Annotated in this window: 16 protein-coding genes; 8 read left to right on the forward strand and 8 right to left on the reverse strand. The window is 74.3% G+C overall.

All coding sequences use genetic code 11. The features are described 5' to 3' along the window. The first annotated feature begins 165 nt into the window (after nucleotides 1-165). Complete coding sequence (locus OHA34_RS15720; protein ID WP_329522054.1) at nucleotides 166-1,305, forward strand: epoxide hydrolase family protein; 1,140 nt, start codon at nucleotides 166-168, stop codon at nucleotides 1,303-1,305. Nucleotides 1,306-1,610: 305 nt separating this feature from the next. Here OHA34_RS15720 and OHA34_RS15725 read toward each other — a convergent pair whose 3' ends face one another. Both OHA34_RS15725 and OHA34_RS15730 read right to left on the reverse strand, forming a co-directional pair. Continuing rightward, the gene (locus tag OHA34_RS15725) at nucleotides 1,611-3,008 is read right to left on the reverse strand and encodes an MFS transporter (RefSeq protein WP_285941924.1); all 1,398 of its coding nucleotides are present in this window, start codon (nucleotides 3,006-3,008) and stop codon (nucleotides 1,611-1,613) included. 102 nt (nucleotides 3,009-3,110) lie between these two features. Further along, entirely contained in the window at nucleotides 3,111-3,710 is a 600-nt protein-coding gene (locus OHA34_RS15730) for a hypothetical protein (RefSeq protein WP_329522055.1), read from the reverse strand. Nucleotides 3,711-4,203: 493 nt separating this feature from the next. On the opposite strand from OHA34_RS15730, the gene lpdA reads away from it, so the two are divergent. From lpdA to ddaH, 3 genes are all read left to right on the forward strand, one after another. Beyond that, nucleotides 4,204-5,607: a dihydrolipoyl dehydrogenase gene (lpdA, locus tag OHA34_RS15735; RefSeq protein WP_285941926.1), complete on the forward strand. Its 1,404-nt coding sequence runs from the start codon at nucleotides 4,204-4,206 to the stop codon at nucleotides 5,605-5,607. 33 nt (nucleotides 5,608-5,640) lie between these two features. Continuing rightward, nucleotides 5,641-7,185, forward strand: a complete 1,545-nt coding sequence (locus tag OHA34_RS15740) for a helix-turn-helix domain-containing protein (protein ID WP_285941927.1) — start codon at nucleotides 5,641-5,643, stop codon at nucleotides 7,183-7,185. Nucleotides 7,186-7,374: 189 nt separating this feature from the next. After that, nucleotides 7,375-8,223 carry a dimethylargininase gene (gene ddaH / locus OHA34_RS15745; RefSeq protein WP_443029654.1) on the forward strand — a complete coding sequence of 283 codons (849 nt, stop codon included), beginning with the start codon at nucleotides 7,375-7,377 and terminating at the stop codon, nucleotides 8,221-8,223. Nucleotides 8,224-8,391: 168 nt separating this feature from the next. On the opposite strand, the gene OHA34_RS15750 is transcribed toward ddaH, so the two are convergent. From OHA34_RS15750 to OHA34_RS15765, 4 genes are read right to left on the reverse strand one after another with little or no spacing between them, the layout of a single operon-like run. Beyond that, the gene (locus tag OHA34_RS15750; RefSeq protein WP_285941928.1) at nucleotides 8,392-8,979 is read right to left on the reverse strand and encodes an XRE family transcriptional regulator; all 588 of its coding nucleotides are present in this window, start codon (nucleotides 8,977-8,979) and stop codon (nucleotides 8,392-8,394) included. A gap of 31 nt (nucleotides 8,980-9,010) precedes the next feature. Further along, complete coding sequence (locus OHA34_RS15755) at nucleotides 9,011-9,802, reverse strand: ABC transporter permease (protein ID WP_329522056.1); 792 nt, start codon at nucleotides 9,800-9,802, stop codon at nucleotides 9,011-9,013. Beyond that, nucleotides 9,799-11,277, reverse strand: a complete 1,479-nt coding sequence (locus OHA34_RS15760) for an ABC transporter permease subunit (protein ID WP_329522057.1) — start codon at nucleotides 11,275-11,277, stop codon at nucleotides 9,799-9,801. The genes OHA34_RS15755 and OHA34_RS15760 overlap by 4 nt, the downstream gene beginning before the upstream one ends. Continuing rightward, on the reverse strand, nucleotides 11,274-12,212 hold the full coding sequence (locus tag OHA34_RS15765) for an ABC transporter ATP-binding protein (protein ID WP_329522058.1): 939 nt from the start codon (nucleotides 12,210-12,212) through the stop codon (nucleotides 11,274-11,276). Before OHA34_RS15765 ends, OHA34_RS15760 begins: the two co-directional genes overlap by 4 nt. A 165-nt stretch (nucleotides 12,213-12,377) precedes the next feature. On the opposite strand from OHA34_RS15765, the gene OHA34_RS15770 reads away from it, so the two are divergent. The 3 genes from OHA34_RS15770 to OHA34_RS15780 are packed head-to-tail and all read left to right on the forward strand — an operon-like array spanning nucleotide 12,378 to nucleotide 15,161. Further along, nucleotides 12,378-13,412, forward strand: a complete 1,035-nt coding sequence (locus OHA34_RS15770) for a sensor histidine kinase (RefSeq protein ID WP_329522059.1) — start codon at nucleotides 12,378-12,380, stop codon at nucleotides 13,410-13,412. After that, nucleotides 13,409-14,134 (forward strand): response regulator transcription factor, encoded by a 726-nt coding sequence (locus OHA34_RS15775; RefSeq protein ID WP_329522060.1) that lies wholly within the window; start codon nucleotides 13,409-13,411, stop codon nucleotides 14,132-14,134. The genes OHA34_RS15770 and OHA34_RS15775 overlap by 4 nt, the downstream gene beginning before the upstream one ends. 4 nt (nucleotides 14,135-14,138) lie before the next feature. After that, nucleotides 14,139-15,161: a hypothetical protein gene (locus OHA34_RS15780; protein WP_329522061.1), complete on the forward strand. Its 1,023-nt coding sequence runs from the start codon at nucleotides 14,139-14,141 to the stop codon at nucleotides 15,159-15,161. Here the strand turns inward: OHA34_RS15780 and OHA34_RS15785 are convergent. Next, a complete protein-coding gene (locus tag OHA34_RS15785; protein WP_329522062.1) occupies nucleotides 15,148-16,584 on the reverse strand; it encodes a WS/DGAT/MGAT family O-acyltransferase in 1,437 nt (478 codons plus the stop codon). The genes OHA34_RS15780 and OHA34_RS15785 overlap by 14 nt on opposite strands. 264 nt (nucleotides 16,585-16,848) lie before the next feature. On the opposite strand from OHA34_RS15785, the gene OHA34_RS15790 reads away from it, so the two are divergent. Continuing rightward, entirely contained in the window at nucleotides 16,849-17,526 is a 678-nt protein-coding gene (locus OHA34_RS15790) for a uracil-DNA glycosylase (protein WP_285941936.1), read from the forward strand. Between the two features lie 97 nt (nucleotides 17,527-17,623). On the opposite strand, the gene OHA34_RS15795 is transcribed toward OHA34_RS15790, so the two are convergent. Next, a complete protein-coding gene (locus OHA34_RS15795; protein ID WP_285941937.1) occupies nucleotides 17,624-18,481 on the reverse strand; it encodes a hypothetical protein in 858 nt (285 codons plus the stop codon). Nucleotides 18,482-18,591 lie beyond the last annotated feature (110 nt).

Genomic DNA, 18,591 nt, shown 5'->3' on the forward strand with positions numbered 1-18,591 from the left:
CAGAGACGCTACCCATGGTAATCACTTGATCGCAATGAGAGAGTTCCCTTACTTTGCCCGCACCGGCCGCCACGCCGGGAGGCCCTTGCGGGAACGGGGACCGGGCCCGCGCCGGGGGGGTATGGCGGACGACTGGCGACCGCCACTCCCCCTAACGTCCCTGACATGCGAGAAGACGAAATCCACCCGTTCCACATAGAGATCCCGCAGGCCGATCTGGACGACCTGCGCGACCGCCTCGCCCGGACCCGCCGGCCCGATGAGATTCCCGGTGTCGGTTGGTCGTACGGCACCGCCGGCGACTATGTCCAGGACATGGCCGAGTACTGGCGGACGGAGTACGACTGGCGGCGGCACGAGGCCGAACTGAACGCCTTCCCGCAGTTCACCACCGTGATCTCCGGGCAGAATGTGCACTTCCTCCACGTCCGCTCGCCGGAGCCGGACGCCCTGCCGCTGCTCCTCACGCACGGCTGGCCGGGATCGGCCGCCGACTTCCTGAAGGTGATCGGACCGCTGACCGACCCTCGTGCCCACGGCGGGGACGCCTCGGACGCGTTCCACGTCGTCGCCCCGTCCATCCCGGGGTACGGGTTCTCCGGCCCGACGCGCGAGACGGGCTGGGGCGCCGCGCGCGTGGCGCGGGCGTGGGCGGAGCTGATGCGCCGGCTCGGGTACGAGCGGTACGGGGCGCAGGGCGGCGACTTCGGTTCGATCATCTCCCCAGAGCTCGCCCGTGCCGAGCCCGACCGGGTGGCCGGTGTGCACGTCAACGCGCTGGTGACGACGCCGTCCAGGGATCCGGCCGACCTGGAGGGCCTGTCCGAGGCGGAGCTGGCACGGATGGCGGGTATCGAGCGCTGGCACCGTGAACTGTCCGGCTACGCGATGATCCAGGGAACCCGTCCGCAGACGCTGGCGTATGCCCTGGTTGACTCCCCTGTAGGGCAGCTCGCCTGGTACGCCGACTGGTACGCGGGCCATGGCGACAAGATCGGCGCGCTCGACCGGGACACGATCCTGACCGCCGTGACGGTCTCCTGGCTGACCGGCACGGCCGGTTCCTCAGCCCGCCTCTACCGGGAGAGCGCCGCCGCATGGGGACCGGCGCCCGAGCCGTCACCGGTCCCTGTAGGCGTGGCCGTCTTCGCGGGCGACTCGACCGTCCGGCGGTTCGCGGAGCGCGCGCACCGGGTCACACGGTGGACCGAGTTCGACTCCGGAGGCCACTTCGCCGCCCTGGAGGTCCCCGATCTGCTGGTCGCGGACGTGCGCGCGTTCTTCGCCGGCCTGCGCCGCTCCTGACCGTCCAGCCGGACGACCTGCACTTTTACCCTCTTTAAGGTTTATTCCCAGGTCAGCAGGGTCGAAAGTGATACACATCACCGTCCGGAACGGCTCCGGCTCGGAAGGATCGGCCGCACCGCGGGTGTTGGGCGAAGTGAAGATCGGGTCCGCTCTCGGAAGGACCCGCCCCCCCCGGAAGGAGGCCCACAGTGACCGCCGTTTGGACCGCACTGCTGATCGAGACCGGTGCCGCTCTCGTGATCTCGGCGACGCTGGCGGGCTGGGCCCGCCGCCGCTTCGCCGCCTCCCGCTGACCGCGCCGCTCACGCCCCGGCCGCCCCGGAACCCGCAGGTTCCGGGGCGGATCCCGTCCCGGTGCGCTCGATCGGGACGCGCGCGGTCTCAGGGATCATGGTGATCGGGACCAGCGCCACCAGCCCGGCCAGCATCAGGTAGTACGCCGGGACGTAGTTGGTGCCGGTGATCTTGATCAGCGAGCCCACCAGCACGGCGGCGGTGCCGCCGAACAGCGACGTGGAGACGTTGTAGCCGATCGCGAACGCCCCGTACCGCACCTTGGTCGGGAACATCGCCGGGAACGTCGCGCCGACCACCGCCAGCATCAGCACCAGCAGCCCGCCCACGATCGCGTAGCCGGCCGCGACGCCGAGCGCGTTCTCGGTCTGCATCAGCGCGAACGCGGGCCAGGACAGCACCACGTACCCGACCGCCGCGGTCAGCAGCAGCGGCTTGCGGCCGATCCGGTCCGACAGCCCGCCCACCGGGACGATCACCAGGATCATCACGAACTCCACCCCGATGGTGATGAGCTGCGCGGTGACGTCGCCCATCGCCAGGTTCTCGGTGAGGTAGGACGGCATGAACGTCAGCAGCGTGTAGTCGGCCACGTTCAGCAGGAACACGATCCCGATCAGCATCAGGACCATCCGCCAGTTGTTCAGCAGCGTCTCCCGGAGCGGCGACCTGGCCTTCTTGCCGGCCGCCTCCATCCGCTGGAACACCGGCGTGTCCTCGATGCGGGTCCGCACGTACAGGCCGACCAGGCCGAGGGGCAGCGCGATCAGGAACGGGATGCGCCAGCCCCAGGAGTGCATCGTCGCGTCGCCCAGCACGACGTTGACGATCAGGACCAGTCCGGCGCCCATGATGTAGCCGGTCAGCGTGCCCAGCTCCAGGAAGCTGCCGAAGAACCCGCGCCGGTTCGTCGGCGCGTACTCGGCGATCATCGTGGCGGCGCCGCCGTACTCGCCGCCGGTGGAGAACCCCTGCACCAGCCGTACCGCGAGCAGCAGCAGCGGGGCGGCGAGGCCGATCGTGCCGTAGCCGGGCAGGATCCCGATCACGAACGTGGAGCCCGACATCAGGATGATCGTGGTGGCCAGCACCCGCTTGCGGCCGATCCGGTCGCCGAGCGGGCCGAAGAACATGCCGCCGAAGGGACGGGCCAGGAAGGCCGCCGCGATCAGCGCGAACGACCGGAGCGTGGCGCTGCCGCCCTCCCCCGGCGGGAAGAACACCGTGCCGATGATCGAGGTCATCACCCCGGCGCTGAACACGCCGAAGTCGAACCACTCGATGCAGTTGCCCATCGCCGAGGCGAGCACGGCCTTGCGGACCGCCGACTCGTCCGGGCCGCGGGGCCCGGCCGGCGCGCCGGCCGGCGGATCGTCCCCCCGTGAGGCCGATCGTCCATCCGTCATCGGCACCGTCACCCCCCGGCATCGGTCCTGCCCAAGATCAGCAGAACTGACACAGCGTCCCCGGAAGGTGACCGCGAGTCGGCGACGGGAAGGGGAGCGGGGTCAGCGGCGCTTGCGGTTGCGCTTGGTGTCCTCGAGCTCCTCGGGCTCCTCGGCCTTCTCAGGGGCGGCCTGCTGGGGCGCGGTCCGCTCCGAGGCGGCCTGCTCGGGGGCGTCGCCGGCCGCGCCGTCCGGGGCCTCCGTCGGCTTCGGGATCTTCGGCGGCTTCGGCGGCTTCGGGGATTCCGCGGCCTCCGGAAGGCCGGGCAGGTCGCCGAGGTCGGGGAGGGCCACGGTGCGCTGCGGGTCCTCCTCGCCGAGGAGGACGTCCTCGGGGATGGCGAGCAGGGCCTGGGTCACCTGCGCCTCGCGGGTGATCACGCCGCTGGCGAGGACGGTGTTGCGGTGCCGCAGCGCGCCGTTCTCCCGCAGCAGGTCGTCGATCTCGGACCGGGCCCGGGTCACCCGCTTGGCCATCCGCAGGTGGACCAGGAAGCCGCCGGCGGCGAGCCCGAGGATGAACCCGGCGACCGGGAGGCCGGCGAGCGGTGGCGCCAGCGTGGCCGCCAGCGCGGCGATCACCAGAGCGGCGACCGCCGCAAGAGCGCCAAAGTGCTGCTCCGCCCAGTCCAGGACGGTGTTGACGCGCTTGGGAATCCTCACTCGCCTTCTCCTCCACTTCGGCTGGGTACGGGCGACCGCCGGGCTCGAGCCGGGCCGACCGGACGGACCGGACGGACCGGCGGTGTCGCGGACACCGTCTCGGGCGCTCGCGTCCCGTCCCGCCGCGCGGTCGCGCCGGATCCGCCGGCGGACGCCCCGGTCCGACTTGCGACAACGAACGTGATGGGCGGCGGGGTTCCGGCACGCCGGGACCGGCGTCACCGAGGGGCCGCTCGCAGACCGCTCGCGGGTCGCCCGCGCGTCGCTCATCGCCGCCCGCGGGCCGCCCACCTCCCCGAGAGTTCGAACACGGGGAGCCGCACAAAACCCTAACAGCTTGTGACGAAGAACCTCCAACGGTCGCCGGTTCGTCACGTCCGGTAACCGCCGACTCGCCCGGAGGCGGGGCCGCGCCCGACGGAGGGGCGTCACTACCGGTGGGTACGCGCGGCCGGGATGCGAGCACCTACCGGGGGCGAATATCGTCATTAGAATGAGCAATCACTTTGACGTCGTGGTCCTGGGCTCCGGTCCGGGCGGATATGTCGCCGCGATCCGGTCGGCACAGCTGGGGCTGAAGACGGCGATCATCGAGGAGAAGTACTGGGGCGGAGTCTGCCTCAACGTCGGCTGCATCCCCTCCAAGGCGCTGCTGCGCAACGCGGAGCTGGCGCACATCTTCACCCAGGAGGCCGACAAGTACGGCATCAAGGCCGAGGGCCAGGTGACCTTCGACTACGGCACCGCCTTCGAGCGCAGCCGTCAGGTGTCGGACAAGCTGGTCAAGGGCGTCCAGTTCCTGATGAAGAAGAACAAGATCACCACCTTCGACGGGCGCGGCACCTTCACCGACCCGAACACCCTCCAGGTGGCCAAGGCCGACGGGACCGGCGAGACGGTCACCTTCGGGCACTGCATCATCGCGGCGGGCGCGCACACCAAGCTGCTGCCCGGCACCTCGCTGTCGGAGCGGGTGGTGACCTACGAGGAGCAGATCCTCAGCTCCGACCTGCCCGAGAGCATCGTCATCGCGGGCGCGGGCGCCATCGGCGTCGAGTTCGCGTACGTGCTGCACAACTACGGCGTGAAGGTCACCATCGTCGAGTTCCTCGACCGGATGGTGCCCAACGAGGACGCCGACGTGTCCAAGGAGCTGGCCAAGCGCTACCGCAAGCTCGGCGTCGACGTGCTGACCTCCACCCGGGTCGACGCGATCGACGACTCCGGCGCGAAGGTCAAGGTCACCGTGACCGGCAAGGACGGCGCCCAGCAGGTGCTGGAGGCCGACAAGGTGCTCCAGGCGATCGGGTTCCAGCCGAACGTCGAGGGCTACGGCCTCGACAAGACCGGCGTCGCGCTGACGGACCGCGGCGCGATCGACATCGACGGCCGCGGTCGCACCTCGGTGCCGCACATCTTCGCCATCGGCGACGTGACCGCCAAGCTGATGCTGGCGCACGCAGCCGAGGCCATGGGCATCGTCGCGGCCGAGACCATCGCGGACGCCGAGACGATGGAGCTCGACTACGTGATGATCCCGCGCGCCACGTACTGCCAGCCGCAGATCGCCAGCTTCGGCTGGACCGAGGCGCAGGCCAAGGAGCAGGGCTTCGACGTCAAGGTCGCCAAGTTCCCCTTCAGCGCCAACGGCAAGGCGCTCGGCATGGGCGAGGGCGACGGGTTCGTCAAGGTGATCAGCGACGCCCGCTACGGCGAGCTGCTCGGCGCGCACCTGATCGGCCCGGAGGTCACCGAGCTGCTGCCCGAGCTGACCCTGGCGCAGCAGTGGGACCTGACCGTGCACGAGGTGTCCCGCAACGTGCACGCGCACCCCACGCTGGGCGAGGCCATCAAGGAGGCCGTGCACGGCCTGGCCGGACATATGATCAACTTGTAGGTTCCGCACAGGGGGTCCACCCGGGAGGAGCGCATGCCGGACGAGGACGGCCGCTATGTGAACCTGCTCAGGGAACTGCACGTGAGGGCGGCGCGGCCCGACGGCCTCGCCGCCCTGCTGCGCGAGCTGGCGCGGCAGGCGGGCGGGTTCGCGGTGCTGGCCGATCACACCGGGCGCCCGCGGCACGCCTTCCCGTCCCCGCCGCCCGGCCTGGACGGGGCGCGGGAGCAGTTCGAGCGGGTCGCCTCCGGGCGGTCCGGCCCCGCGGTCGTCTCGCTGCCCGGCCACACGGTGCGCGTCATCGCGATCGGCGACCGGGAGCCGGCCCCGCTGCTGATCGTGGGCGGGCCGCGGCCGGCCGGCCCGGACGCGGCCCGGCTGATCGACGACGCGGCCGGCCTGGTCTGGCTGCGCTGGCGGCTCGACGAGCACGACGAGCACCGCGCCCGCGTCGACCTCGCCGAGCAGCGCAACCGCCAGGCCGTCCTCACGTGGCTGATGAGCGGCGACCTGCGCGCGGCGAACCTCATCGCGAACGCCATCGGGCCGGAGCTGCCCGAGCGGCTGCGGGTGTACATCGTGGAGTGCCCGACCAGGGCCCGTGACTCGACCGTCGAAGACTGCGACCGCGTCGCCCTCGGCCGGGCCTGGATCATCCGCTGCCCGGCCTATATCCGGCACATCATCATCCTGGCGCCGGCCGACGCGGGCCCGGGCGCCGCGCGGGCGCGCGCCGGGGCGGCCGGGCCCATCGGCTACCGGGAGCCCGGTTCGCCCGAACCCGGCCGGGAGCCCGAGCCGCTCGAGGCCACGCTGCGCGGGCTGGCCGCGGCGGGCACCTCGATCCGCGTCGGCGCCGGGCACACCGTGGCGCTCCGCGACGCCGCCACTGGCTACAAGCAGGCGTTCCACGCGCTGGCCGCCGCGCGCGGGAATCCGAACGGCTTCGCCCGCTACAGCGTCCGGGAGGATCTGGCGCCGCTGCTCAGCGGCGGTGGGGCGGCGTGGGCGGCGGCCGTGCTCGGGCCGCTGCTGGCGCACCTGCCGGAGCGGTCGGGCGACCCCGGCGGGGCGGAACTGGCCAAGACGCTGGGGGGCTGGCTGACCCTGTACGGCCGCGCGTGCGTCCAGTTGAAGATCCACCGCAACACCCTGGCGAGCCGGCTGCGGCTGGTCGAGCGGCTGCTCGGCTGCGACCTGGGCCGGCTGCCGACGCAGGCGCGGCTCGACCTGGCGCTGCGGATCCACGGGCAGCCCGGCGACCCGCCGCGGACGAGCGCGCCGCAGCCGCTCGACATCCTGCTCGGCTCCGCCGAGTCGCGCCGGTGGGCGGAGGACCAGCTCGCCCCGCTGAGCGACCGCGACCCGGCGCTGTTCACCGGCACGCTGCGCGCCTGGCTGGAGAGCGGCGCGCGGCTGGACGCGACCGCGTCCGCCCTCGGGGTGTCGGTGCCCGGCGTCCGCAAGCGCCTGGTCCGCATCGAGGAGACCCTCGAACGGTCGCTTCTCAACGGCCCCTCCGCCCGCTACGACCTGTGGCTCGCGCTGCGGGCGCGGGACCGGTACGGCCCCGTCTAGGACGGGGCGCGGCGGCATCGCCCGGCGCCGCGCAACGAATCGCCGCGGTCCGGCCGAAATGAGCAACGAACCGCCAGGTCAGCGCAAGGTCGGCGGATTGGATCCGGAGCCGGGGGTTCCTAGGCTTCGATGGTCGACCGCCGCCCCCTCTCGCGATGACCTGGAGTCCGCATGACCGTCTCGCCGGCGATGGAGCCGAGCACCGCGCACGTCCCGGACGCGCGCCCCCACCGGACCGCGCTGCGGCGCCACTTCCTGATGTGCCGCCCGGACCACTTCGCCGTGACGTACGCCATCAACCCCTGGATGGACCCGGCGGCGGGCGCCGACGCGGGCCGGGCGGTCGGGCAGTGGGAGGCGCTGCGCGGCGCCTATCTCGGCCTGGGGCACCGGGTCAGCCTGATCGAGCCCATCGCGGGACTGCCCGACATGGTGTTCGCGGCGAACGGCGGGCTGGTGGTGGCGGGCAAGGCGTACGGCGCCCGGTTCACCCATCCCGAACGGGCGGCGGAGGGGCCCGCGTACATGGAGTGGCTGCGGCACAACGGGTTCCCCGACGTCCTCGAACCGGCGCACACCAACGAGGGCGAGGGCGACTTCCTCACGCTCGACGACGTCATCCTGGCGGGCACCGGGTTCCGCACGGACCTGGCCGCGCACCAGGAGGCCCAGGAGTTCCTCGGACGCCCGGTGGTAACGCTGCGGCTGGTCGACCCGCGCTTCTACCACCTGGACACGGCGCTGTTCCCCCTCGGGGACGGGAACGTGGCGTACTACCCGGGCGCGTTCTCCGCGGGCAGCCGCACGGTGCTGGAGCGGATGTTCCCGGACGCCGTCCTGGCCGGGGAGCGGGACGCGGCGGTGCTCGGCCTCAACGCGGTGTGCGACGGCCGGCACGTCGTGCTCAACGCCGAGGCCGGCGACCTGATCGAGACGCTGGCGCGGCACGGGTACGAGCCCGTCCCGGTCGACCTGTCGGAGCTGCGCAAGGCGGGCGGCGGCCCCAAGTGCTGCACCCTCGAACTCCGCCCCGCCTGACCGTCCCGCGAGGGTCCGCACGCGCGGCGGCCATCACCAGCGCACCGCTGGCGATCATCCGGCGCGGCCCGGGCCGGTCGAGCAGCAGCCCCACCGGAATCTGGGCCCCGCAAAACTCTAGGCGACCCGTCCCGACACCCGATCGGCCGGTCCGTTCAGTCGGCGCGGTCAGTCGGCGCGGCCAGGGCGGCCGGGGCGGGCGCGCAGGTGGACGCGCTCGCCCTGCGGGCCGAAGAGGCTGAGCACCTCGGCCGGTCCGCCCTGCCCCCCGAACCAGTGCGGCAGGCGGGTGTCGAACTCCGCGGCCTCGCCGGGCCCCATGACCAGATCGTGCTGGGCCAGGACGAGCCGGACCCGGCCGTTCAGCACGTACACCCACTCGTACCCCTCGTGGGTGCGCGGATCGGGCGGGTCGACGATCTCGGGGACCAGCAGCTTGTACGCCTGGACGCCGCCGGGACGCCGGGTGAGCGGCAGCGCGGTCATCTCCCCGATCCGGCGCGGCTCCGGCCGGATCCGGGGGTCGCCGACCGCGGGGGCGCCGACCATCTCGTCCAGCGGCACCCGGTGGGCCCGCGCGAGCGGCAGCAGCAGTTCCAGGCTGGGCCGCCGCTTGCCCGACTCCAGCCGGGACAGGGTGCTCACCGAGATGCCGGTGGACTCGGCGAGCGCCGCCAGCGTGACGCCCCGTTCCCGGCGGAGCCGGCGCAGCCGCTCGCCGACCCCGGCGAGCACGTCCTCGATGGGTTCGCTCATGACCTCATTGCAGGTTCGGCAACGCGGTTTGTCAATCCGCGTCGCGGGCCGCGAGCACGCACCCGCCGGCCAGCAGCGCCGCCGCCGCGTAGGCGGCGAGCACGCCGAGGCCGGTCCACGGCCCGATCGGGGGGCCCGCGCCGCGGATGGTGGTCTGGATCGCCAGCCCGGCCGTCATCGGCGCGATCCGGTCGAGCCGCTCGTGCCAGTCCGGGTCGGTCACGAACCTGGTGATCACCGGGAAGACGTAGAGCAGGGTCAGCACGACCGTGACCGACGCGGCGGTGTCGCGCAGCACCGCGCCGACGCCGAGCGCGAGGAGCGCGACCAGCACGAGGTAGAGCACGGTCCCGGCCGCCGCCCGCAGCGTCGGACCGTCCGCGAGGGACGGCGGCGGGTACCCGTTGGCGGCGGTGAACCCGTTGCCGGGCAGCAGCGCCCGGCCCGCCGCGAGCGAGCCGAGGACGCCGAGCGTCCCCGCCGCGAGCACGCCCGCCGCGACGACGGCGGCCTTGGCGAGCAGCACGCGGGGGCGGTGCGGGACGGCCGCCAGCGTGATCTGGATCATCCCGGTGCCGTACTCGCCGCCGATCGCGAGCACCGCGAACACGACGGCCGCGGCCTGCCCGAGCCGGACGCCGGTGAGGCTGAGCCGGGTGGTGTCCTCCAGGCACCCGGCCGGGGCCGGGCAGTGCGAGGTGTCGACGGCCCCGGTGGTGGCCGCCCCCACCAGCACGGTGGAGACGGCCAGCGCCAGCAGCAGCCAGCCGGTGGACGGGAGGGTGCGCAGCTTGGTCCACTCCCCGTGGAGGGCGTGCCTCACGCGTCCCTCCTGCGGAGCAGCCAGAGGGCCGCGGCTAGCACGGCCGCGGTGTAGGCGGCCAGCACGCCCAGCCCGGCCCACGGGCCGAGCGCGGTGTCGTACCGGGGCACGGTCTGCTGCATCGCGAACCCGGCGGCCGGGGACAGCCGCTCCAACCACGTCGCGGCGGACAGCGGCAGCCCGGTCGCGACGATCTGCGGGACGAGCAGCACCAGCAGCAGCACCGTGATCGACGCGGCGGCGTGCCGCAGGATCACCGCGACGCCCACGCTCAGCACCGCGATGAGCGCCAGCAGCAGCGCGGTGCCGAGCACCGCCCGCAGCACCGGCCACTCCGTGACCGGCGGCGGCGCGAGCCCCTTGCCGCGCATGACCGGGAACGAGATCAGCAGCGCGCCCGCGGCGGCGGCCAGCCCGGCGGCGAACGCGGCGGCGCCCAGCACCAGTGCCTTGGCGGCCAGCACCCGGCCGCGCGCCGGGGTCGCGGCGAACGTCGTCCGGATCATGCCGCGCCGGTACTCGGACGTGACCGACAGCACGGCGAGCGCGACGACCGCCATCAGCCCGATCAGCACGCCGGCGAGCGCGGTCTCGGTGATGTCGCGCGCGAACTCGTCCGGCCCGACGTCACCGGACCCGGCCAGCGTGAAGGGGGCACCGGCCCGGGGCGAGTCCGCCGGGTCCAGCGGGGCGTCGGCGCCGGTCTCGCGGTCCCGCCGGACCCACGGCGCCGGCCGCGCGCCCCCGGCGGGCGCGACGTCCACCCGGTCGAACGTGGCCGATCCCTCGGTCGGCACCTCGGAGGTGCTCTCGCCGCCGAACCGCCGCTCGACCTTGATCGCGCTGGGCGAGCCGACGTACGGCCCGGCCTGCGCCGCGCCGGACAGCCCGGCGACCTCGACCGTCCCGACGCGCCTCCAGGCGGCGCCGTCGGACGAGGCGTACCCGGTCACCGACGTGCCGGAACGGGTCAGCCTGAGCCACCGCGGGACGGGGCCGGAGCCGCCCCCCAGGTCGGTCCCGACGCCGGACCGGAGCCGGACGCCGCGGCCCGGCGTCACCGCGATCACCGCGTACGGGGCGCCGCGGCGGCCGTCCCGCCTGATCATGAGACCGGCCTTGGCCTCCGGGTGGCTCGCGCGCTGCGCGGTCACCCGCGCGGTGACGGTCCCGTCGCCCGCCAGCGGCCGGTGCACGAAACCGCCGCCGTCGTTGAACGGGTGGACGGTGCCGGGCGGCCTCTTCCCGCCACCGCCGCCGCCACCGCCGCCGCCCGCCTTCACCGCGCTGCCGCCCGCCGCGGAGAGCAGCGCGACCACGATCGTCAGCAGGATCGCGGTGGGCAGGGCCAGGGTCCACCGGCGCACCGACCAGAGCTTGGTCCACTCGGCGCGCAGCAGCCCGCCGAATCCGGCCCGGCGGGACTCGGGGACCGTGCTCCGGTACGGCGGCGGAGCGGTCGTCGCGGTCGTCACGCGCCCTCCCCCGCTTCCGTCCGGGAGGACCGGTAGTCGACGGCATCCCGGGTGAGTTCCATGAACGCCTCCTCCAGCGTCGCGCGGTGCTCGGTGATCCCGGAGAAGGGCACGCCGTCCCCGGTGAGCAGGGCGACGATCCGTTCGGCCGGGACGCCCGAGACGGTCAGCGCGTCGCGGCCGGTGGTCGCGACGACCGCGCCCGCGCGGGCGAGCACGGTCATCGCCTCCTGCCTGCGGCCGGTGCGGACCAGCACCCGGTCGCCGGACGCGGCGCTGAGCAGCTCGCGCACGCCGCGGTCGGCGATGACCCGGCCCCGCCCGACCACCACGAGGTGGTCGGCGCTGCCTTCCAGCTCGCTCATCAGATGGCTCGACACCAGCACCGCCCGCCCCTCGGCGGCCAGCGACCGCAGCAGCCCGCGGATCCAGGTGATGCCCTCGGGGTCCAGGCCGTTGACGGGCTCGTCGAACATCAGCACCGGCGGATCGCCGAGGAGGGCGGCGGCGATGCCGAGCCGCTGGCGCATGCCGAGCGAGTAGCCGCCGGCCGGCCGGCCCGCCACGGCGCCGGACAGCCCGACGATGTCGAGCACCTCGTCCACCCGCCGGACGGGCAGCGCGTTGGAGTGCGCCATCCACCGCAGGTGGGCGCGGGCGCGGCGGCCGGGGTGGACCGCCCCCGCGTCCAGCATGGCGCCGACCTCGCGCAGCGGGGACCGCAGCCTCCGGTAGGGACGGCCGCCGATCAGCGCGGTCCCCGCGTCGGGGCGGTCCAGGCCGAGGATCATCCGCATGGTGGTGGACTTGCCGGCGCCGTTCGGCCCGACGAAGCCGGTGACCCTCCCGGGGGCGACCGTGAACGACAAGTCGTCCACGGCGACGGTCGGCCCGTACCGCTTGCGCAGCCCGCTCACCTCAATGGTTGCCTTCATGCCCTGGAGCCTAGGAATCGCGGGCGGTCCAGGTCGTCCCGCCAGGGAGCCGACTTCACCGGCCGCGACCGGGGGACGATCCCCGCCGCGTCCCTCACGCGAGGGACGCCGCGGGCCCGGCACCGGGGGACGCGGCGCGGACGCGGGTCGGCCACAATGACGGATGTGAAGCAGCCAGGTGCACTGCGCGGCTGGCCGCCGGCGGTCGGGATCGCGCTCGGCGCCCTCGCGGTCGCCGAGACCGTGCTCCGGACCGGCGGCTCCGAGGTGGTCCTCCCCCTCGCCCTGCTGGTGAGCGTGTGCGGGACGGTGCCGCTGGCCGTGGTGCGTGGCCATCCGGCCGCCGCCGGCGCGCTGATCACGGCGTCGGCGGCGCCCGCCTGCGCGCTGTACCGTGCCCCGGCCTTCGCCGGGCTGGCCGCGCTGGTCGTCGTCTGGTCGCTGCTCGTGCGGCGCCGGGTGCTGCGGGCCCGCGCCGAGGCCGCCGCGCGGAACGCGTCCCGGGAGGCCGCCCAGAGCACCCTGCTGGAGTTCACCGCGCGCGGCGAACGGGCCCGCATCGCGCGCGAGCTGCACGACGTGGTCGCCCACCACATCTCGATGATCTCGGTGCAGGCCGAGACCGCCCGGCTGGCCGTGCCCGGGATGCCGCCGGACGGGGCGCGGCGCCTCCTCGCGATCGGCGACACCGCCAGGACGGCCCTCACCGAGATGCGCCGGCTGCTCGGCGTGCTCCGCGAGGACGCCGGGCCGGACGAGGGTGCCCGGCGGCCCCAGCCGGGGCTGCGCCAGCTCCTCGACCTGATCGACGAGACCCGCGACTCGTGCCGGGTGAGCGCCCGCCTGATCCTCCAGGGCCGGGTCGCGCCGCTCGACCAGGGCGTCGAGCTCACCGCGTACCGGATCGTCCAGGAGGCGCTGACCAACGTGCGCAGGCACGCGCCGGGCGCCGCCGTGGATGTGGAGGTCGAGTACGCGGCGGACGCGCTACGGCTGCGGGTGCGCGACAACGGCCCCGGCCCGCCGGCCGGCGGGCACGGCGCCGGCGGCGGGCACGGTCTGCTCGGGATGCGCGAACGGGCCGCGGCGGTCGGCGGCGCGCTGCGCACCGGGTCCGCGCCCACCGGCGGCTTCCTCGTCGAGGCCACGCTGCCCGCCGCCACGACCACCAACGGGGCGACGACGGAGGCGGCCGGATGAGCGCGCCCCCGGTGCGCGTCGTCGTGGTCGACGACCAGGAGGTGGTGCGGGCCGGGTTCGGCGCGCTCCTGGAGACCCAGCCCGACCTCACCGTGGCCGGCACCGCGGCCGACGGCGCCGAGGCGGTCCGGGTGTGCCGCGAGCTGCGCCCCGACGTCGTGCTGATGGACGTGCGGATGCCGGTCATGGACGGGATCGAGGCGACCCGCCGGATCACCGGCGCCGCCGCGTCCACCGCGTCCATGACGTCCATGACGTCCACCGCGTCCGCCCCGGGCGTCGCCGCGCCGCGGATCGTCATGCTGACCACCTTCGACCTCGACCAGCACGTCTACGACGCGCTGGTCGCGGGCGCCAGCGGGTTCCTGCTCAAGGACGCGACGGCCGAGCGGCTCTTCGACGCCGTCCGGGTGGTCGCCGCCGGGGAGGCGCTGCTCGCGCCGAGCGTCACCCGCCGCCTCATCGGCGAGTTCGCGCGGCTCCGGCCCCGTCCGGCCGCGCCGCCGCCCGCCGCGCTGACGCCGCGCGAGACCGACGTGCTGAGACTGGTCGCCGAGGGCCTGTCGAACCCGGAGATCGCCGCGCGCCTGGTCGTGGGCGAGGAGACGGTCAAGACGCACGTGAGCCGGGTGCTGCGCAAGCTCGGCCTGCGCGACCGGGTCCAGGCCGTCGTGACCGCGTACGAGTCCGGTCTGGTCGTCCCGCGCGGAGGGAAGGAGTGACCGCATGAGCCTCAGCCGAGAGCGGTGGCGCGCGGACCGCGCCCTCCTGAACGGCGACCGCGCCGGTCTCGGCCGGACGGCGGGCGCCCTGTACCCGGGCGTCCCGCGCGTGGCGGGCACCGCGCTGCTGACCCGTCCCGAGTGGATCCCGGACGCGCCGATCCCCCTGGAGAACGTCCGGCTGGAATGGGAGGCCGCCCCGGCCCCGCCCGCGGTGGCGGCGCCCGCGGACGGGCTGCCGGACGGGTTCGCGACGTACGCCGAGGCGATGGCGGCGCTCGCGGCCCCGGCCGTGTTCGAGGACCGCCCCTTCTACCGGCTCCTCGCCGCCGACCTGGCACCGTCCGGCCGGGGCGTGCTGCGGCTCGGACCGGCGGGGTACTTCGACGGCGTCGACATCGGCGAGGCCGTCGCGCACGAGCTGGCCGCCGGGGTCCCCGGGCTGCCGCTGCGGCGGCGGATCGGCGACCCCCGCGACCTGTCCCGCCGCCCCGCGCTCTCCGCGATCACGACGCTGACCGTCACGGCGTCCGGATCGTACGTGCTGCACTGGCGCGACCCGGCGAAGGTCGCGCACGCGGGCGGCCTCCACCACGTGATGCCCGTCGGCGGCTTCCAGCCGCTCACGGGCGGGCCCGCCGATCTCGACCTGTGGCGGACCATGGTGCGCGAGTACGCCGAGGAACTGCTCGGCGGCGATGAGGACTACGGCGAGGCGTTCGACCAGGAGGCGTGGCCGTTCCACCGGGCGCTGACCGGGGCCCGGCGGGACGGCCGGGTGCGGGCGCACTGCCTCGGGCTCGGCGTCGATCCGCTGACGATGGCGCTGGACGTCCTGACGGTGGCGGTCTTCGACGACGCCGCGTTCGGGGAGTTGTTCGGCGGGCTGGTCGAGGTGAACGCGGAGGGACGGGTCTCGGTCGCGCCGTTCGACGGGACGGTCCCCGAGCCGATGCAGCCGGCCGGTGCCGCCGCGCTCGGCCTCGCGTGGCGGCACCGCGCCGTCCTCGGGATCACTCCCGGGTGAGGTCCTTCAGCTCGTCGAGGGCGTCGGCGAGGTGGTCGAGCAGCTCCGACGGGTCGGGCACCAGGTCCCGGCAGGCGACCACGCCGATGTCAATCTTGCCGTCGTAGGAGAACACGGTGATGTTGACGCCGCCGGTGATGTCGCTGACGACCGAGACCGGGTAGTAGCCGAGCACCCGCGCCCCGCACAGGTACAGCGGGAACTGCGGCCCCGGCACGTTCGAGACGATCAGGTTGATCGGGCGGAACGGCGCCCGCATCGCCAGCCGGATCAGCGGCCCGGCGACCACCGCCGGCAGGATCCCGCTCAGCTCCCGCACCCACACCCCGGACGAGGCGGTGAACCGCCGCTTGACCAGGTCCATGTCGCACCGCACGGCGGCGAAGCGCTCGGCCGGGTCGGCGAGGTGGGTGGCGAGCGGCACGCTCATGATCGAGATCTGGTTGCCGGTGTCGTCCGCGTCCCGCCCGGCGCGGCGCAGCGACACCGGGACGCCCGCGACGAGCGGGCCCGGGGGCAGCTCGCCGCGCTTGTCCAGCCAGGTGCGCACGGCGGTCGCGCACAGCGCCATGACCACGTCGTTGACGCTGCCGCCGAGCGCCTCGCGCACCTGCTTGACCTCGGCGAGCGACAGCTCCCCGAACGCCACCGAGCGCCGGCGCCCGACCGGCTGGTTGAACGGGGTGGACGGGGCGGCGGCGCGCGGCGCGGGCGGCACCTCGTCGCGGCGCAGCGCCCCCTGGACGGCCCGCGCCACCAGCCCGGCGCCCGGCAGCGCGCCGACGCCGGGGATCTCGTCGAGGTAGGGGGCGGTGCGCGCCACCGACAGCGCCGTCCGGACGGGGTGCAGCGCGGCCTTGAGGAGGCCGGCGCCGACCATGCCGGCCGCGTGCGGGGCCCGCTGCGGCTCGGCGTCGCCCGCCGGCACCTCGCGCGGCTCCGGCGACAGGTCGAGCAGCGCGGCGAGGGTCTCGGCGGCCGTCACGCCGTCGATGGCGGCGTGGTGCACCTTGACGTACACGGCGGTGCGGCCCCCGGCCAGGCCGTGGACGAGGGCCATCTCCCAAAGCGGGCGGGTCCGGTCCAGGGGCGTCTCGTGCAGCATCGCGACGGCGTCGCCGAGCTGCTCGTCGCCGCCCGGCGCGGGCAGCGCGATCTCGCGGATGTGCCGTCCGGGATCGAAGTCCGGATCGTCCTCCCAGTAGGGGCGGTCGAGGCCGAGCGGCACCGGGGCGAGCCGCCGGCGCAGCGGCCGGGCGGCGAGATGGGCGCGCCGCCGGACCAGGTCCGCCAGGGCGGCGACGGTCAGCGTGCCGCCGGGGCACGAGGCGGTGTCCACGATGCCGAGCCCGGCGATGTGGGGGTGCACGGTGGCGGTCTCCGCGTTGAGGAACGTGGCGTCCACGGTGGTCAACTGGCTCATGCTGGTTCCGTCCGCTGGTTCTGCGCCTGTCCTGCGCCTGCCTTCCTCCTCAAGGAGTTACGCGGCCCCGCACCGCCGGGTCAATGAGTGTGCACGGAAAGTAACACGGACTTAACGGGATGTTTCGCCCCATTCATCCGGACGGCCCGCCGACCCATGGACAACCCTTTGCGTTCCCGCGGCCCGTCGCGGCGGACGAACGCCCGCGCCGCCCCGCCGCGTTCCGACCGCACCGCCGCGATCACGGCATTAGGGTGGTCGACCATGACGGGACGACCACTCGCGGACGTCGTCGAGGCCGGGTGGGCGACCGCGCTGGAACCGGTGTCGGGACGGATCGCCGCCATGGGCGACTTCCTCCGCGCCGAGACCGCCGCCGGACGCCGCTACCTCCCGGCCGGCGGCCACATCCTGCGCGCCTTCACCCAGCCGTTCGACGAGGTGCGGGTGCTGATCATGGGGCAGGACCCCTACCCGACCCCGGGCCATCCGGTCGGGCTCAGCTTCTCGGTCGCGCCGGACGTCCGGCCGCTGCCCGGCAGCCTGATCAACATCTACCGCGAGCTGCACGACGACCTCGGCCTCCCCCAGCCGTCCAACGGCGACCTGACGCCGTGGACCGGGCAGGGCGTGCTGCTGCTCAACCGGTCGCTGACCGTGCTGCCCCGCAAGCCCGCCTCGCACCGCGGCAAGGGCTGGGAAGAGGTCACCGAGCAGGCGATCCGCGCGCTCGTCGCGCGCGGCCGGCCCCTCGTGGCGATCCTGTGGGGCCGCGACGCCCGCAACCTCAAGCCGATGCTCGGCGGCGTCCCCTGCATCGAGAGCGCGCACCCGAGCCCGATGTCTGCCGACCGGGGCTTCTTCGGCTCCCGCCCGTTCAGCCGCGCCAACCAGCTCCTGGAGCAGCAGGGCGCCTCCCCCGTGGACTGGAAGCTCCCCTGATTTCAAGCTCGGCCCAGCTTCCTCGCCTGGCGGCTCGGGGCGCTGACCGTGCTCGGGCACTTTGAGACAGGCCCCCGAGGGCTCCTCTCCTGGAGGGTCAGCCCTCGGGGAGACGGCGCAGGAGGGCGGCGAACTCGCCCGAGCCCTCCAGGTCGGCGCCCCCGGCGAGCGGGGTGAGCCGGCGCTCGCCGTGGCTCCAGTAGACGCCGGGGGCGCACGGGTCCTCGGCGGCGACGTGCATCTCGGCGACCACGTCGGCGAAGACCGGCAGCACCTCGCGGACGGCCGTGGAGGTGATCGGGTAGAGCAGCAGCGTGCTGTGGCAGGGCACCCCGACCAGCGCGCCGCGGGTGTTCGGCCCGGGAAGGAACTGGTCGACCTCGCTGAGCAGCGCCGACACGTAGCGGCTGCCCGGCTTGGTCACCACCCGGACGTTGCGGCCCGGCAGCAGCGGCTGGTCGCGGACCTCGACGTCGGCCAGCTCGCGGTCGTGGGTGTTGGTCATCACATATCCGAGCTTGCGGAGCCCGAGCAGCCCGGCGCGGGCCTTGGTCAGCGGGCCGCCGTAGCGGGGGTGCTCGATCATCACCATCGCGTCGAAGTGGTCTCCGGCCGGGACGACGACCAGGCCCTCGCGGTCGCGCGGCGCGAGCTTGGGCACGATGCGCAGCCGCAGCAGCTCGCGCACGTCGCCGAACAGCTCCATCTCACCGACGGCGAGGAACGCGCGGTCGCAGACCTCGCGGACCCACTCCTCCACCAGGACGGGCCACTGGGGGGCGGGTTCACGGGCGCAGCGCTCCAGCGCCGTCCAGGTGGACGCCCGCGCCTCGGACCGCCCGACGGGCAGCACCACTTCGGAGGTCCCCGAGTCGAGCCAGGCGGTCGGCGCCACCGCGGGAAGCAGGTCGCGGATGAGCGCGTGCACATCCGCGGCCGCGTCCAACGGTTCCATGCTCATCCCCCTTCACCGGATCACGTCACAACCCAACCTTCTCAGAGTTCCGGGCCGTTGTGTGATCCATCGTCCGGTCCGGGTGGATGGGTCGCCTCGCTGATGACCTC

Source organism: Spirillospora sp. NBC_01491 (assembly GCF_036227065.1).
Taxonomy (GTDB): Bacteria; Actinomycetota; Actinomycetes; order Streptosporangiales; family Streptosporangiaceae; genus Spirillospora; species Spirillospora xylanilytica.